Annotated in this window: 3 protein-coding genes; 1 reads left to right on the top strand and 2 read right to left on the bottom strand. The window is 42.4% G+C overall.

The window, feature by feature from the left end:
• Nucleotides 1-939 precede the first annotated feature (939 nt).
• Complete coding sequence (locus HAL07_RS07825) at nucleotides 940-1,164, top strand: BspA family leucine-rich repeat surface protein (protein ID WP_274377888.1); 225 nt, start codon at nucleotides 940-942, stop codon at nucleotides 1,162-1,164.
• Nucleotides 1,165-1,543: 379 nt separating this feature from the next.
• Here the strand turns inward: HAL07_RS07825 and HAL07_RS07830 are convergent, their stop codons facing one another.
• Together HAL07_RS07830 and HAL07_RS07835 are read right to left on the bottom strand one after the other, a co-directional pair.
• A complete protein-coding gene (locus HAL07_RS07830) occupies nucleotides 1,544-1,795 on the bottom strand; it encodes a helix-turn-helix domain-containing transcriptional regulator (RefSeq protein WP_053945654.1) in 252 nt (83 codons plus the stop codon).
• Complete coding sequence (locus HAL07_RS07835; RefSeq protein ID WP_082356017.1) at nucleotides 1,792-2,010, bottom strand: type II toxin-antitoxin system RelE/ParE family toxin; 219 nt, start codon at nucleotides 2,008-2,010, stop codon at nucleotides 1,792-1,794. The genes HAL07_RS07830 and HAL07_RS07835 overlap by 4 nt, the downstream gene beginning before the upstream one ends.
• Nucleotides 2,011-2,122: the final 112 nt, after the last annotated feature.

Below are 2,122 nucleotides of genomic sequence, written 5' to 3' on the forward strand. Positions count from 1 at the left end.
CATGTGCTACTCCTTTAATTTTAGCTCTTTAAGCTTGTTAGGCAGGTCGTCGATTCTTTGAACAAGATCCATTCTATTAAGAATTCGTCTTACATCGTAAAGACAGTGCATCCTTGCCGTGGGATCCAAGCTCTCCATACTTATCTCTGTTAGAAACCTCTCCTTTTGATCTAGGAGCAATTGTACGATTTGTAACTCATAGTAAATCCATGGGGATTCTGTGCACGGAGAGGTCAAGTCGCCCTGAAATTTTCTATCAGTGGGAAACGAAGATTTGGTTTCTATAAAATAAAGTACTCGCAAGCCTGAATCATCCGTGCTAGGGAAATAATAAGCATGATGTGTAAGTGCTGTGCTACACTATAGGCCTTGTAATGTCTCATAAGTATTTTTCGCACATTGTAAACGGACTCCCAGTGCCGTGAGTCAATGAAAACCCTATGCCGAGGAAACTCTGATTCAATTTTCGATTTCGCACAATTGGCGTGTTGCAAATCGTCATGTGCGTGAGAAATAAAAATAGATTGCCCCTTAATTGTAGGAAAAAGCAATCTGCGTAACTTGTCCCCATCAAACCAACCTTGGTTTGTTTCCAAAGCCTTATTGAGCATGTCGTTTGCATCTCCATCGGAATCAGGTTGACAATTCGTCTTACTAAAGACCTCTTTATCAGGAACCATCCAAATCTGCATACCCAATATTTGGACATCTTTGGCATTAGATTAAAAAGACCGCGCATCCCATCCTCCACTCTGTAAAATATTGAGCTAAAAGCCTAATACTTAGGTAACACAACAACATTAACCGAAGATTTATGTTCGCACAGTACGGTCCGCCGGATCATACTGATGTGGGCGGCATCGGGTGCTTGCTATAAAACAATAAGGAGGGGATGCGAGCTATCAGACAAATTAACTAAATGCTATTTTTCTAAAACCAATTGGAGGGATTGATATTAGCGCAATCGAAGATTTGAACTGTGTGTTTTCGAATGGTTATAAAAACTTTGAGCGTCGCAACTTTGATGGATTGGAGACTTGGGATGTTTCTCATGTAAAAAACATGGGGAGGACGTTTTCTCGTGCAATATGCTTTGACCATGATATCTCAGCTTGGGATGTATCCAATGTTACCAACACGGTGGGGATGTTTTCGATAGATTAAAATTAGTCCATTGATACACCCAAGCACGCCTCTCGAGCTCCAAAGGTAGACCTGATAACTCACAATCTTGTTGGCGGTCGCACTGAAACATCTTACTTGATCTGACACACATACCACCTTGCCCCACGGGAGGGGACTGGGGTGGACGCACTACCAGCCACCAACACAAAGTTAAAAACATCTTGCACTTTGTTGGAGATGATGTTTATTTGCCGACTGTGTTGTCTGTACACTCCAGCAGTATTTCAGGTGCGTCAACCATGATGTCTTTGTATCGAGGTTTGGGTTCTGTAATTTTTATCATCTCGGCGTAAAACCCTATGTTTGGGGGTTTTGTGAATGCTTGTTTTGGCATGGTAATTCACAGCTACAAAGCGTTTTAGGCGGTGTGGCATTTTAGCATCTCTAAAGACTGCAAGCAAAAGCCTAATTTCTTTAACACTCTTGCAAACTCTAGAGAATCTCCCTCAAAGGGGGGTAAGTCGATGCTCTTAGATTTTGCAATCACCTCTAAGGCATCTTTGAGTTCTGCCAAGTCTCCGTCCTCTAAAACGGCGTTAAGGTAGGATAAGCGCACTTGATCAGAGTCTAAAAACTCGGCTGCATCAAAGGGTTTTAGGGTTACTTTCATGGTAATTCCTCTAAGATTTTTTGCGCCTCGATTATATTCTTTTGTTGTGTGCTTTTATCGTCTCCACAAAGCAAAATCACCAAGGTCTCTCCCTGTTTAGCCACATAGAGGCGGTAGCCCGGTCTTGCGTGGATGCGCAGCTCAAAAAGCACACCACCTATGTGCTTGTGATCACCAAAGTGCCCGCTATTTTTTAAGTTCTGTATGCGGCGCATGATCACACCTTTCCCGTTTAGATCTTTGAGGTTTCTAGCCATTTTTCAAAAACACTTGTACTCTGTATTTCCATACATCATTTTAGCGCAAAAATGCCCAGCTGCACGCACT

Source organism: Helicobacter ailurogastricus, from assembly GCF_001282945.1.
Lineage (GTDB): Bacteria > Campylobacterota > Campylobacteria > Campylobacterales > Helicobacteraceae > Helicobacter > Helicobacter ailurogastricus.

Bases quoted from the DNA above. Each gene is read 5' to 3' on its own strand.
- HAL07_RS07830 (WP_053945654.1), bottom strand. From the start codon at position 1,795: ATGAAAGTAACCCTAAAACCCTTTGATGCAGCCGAGTTTTTAGACTCT.
- HAL07_RS07835 (WP_082356017.1), bottom strand. From the start codon at position 2,010: ATGCGCCGCATACAGAACTTAAAAAATAGCGGGCACTTTGGTGATCAC.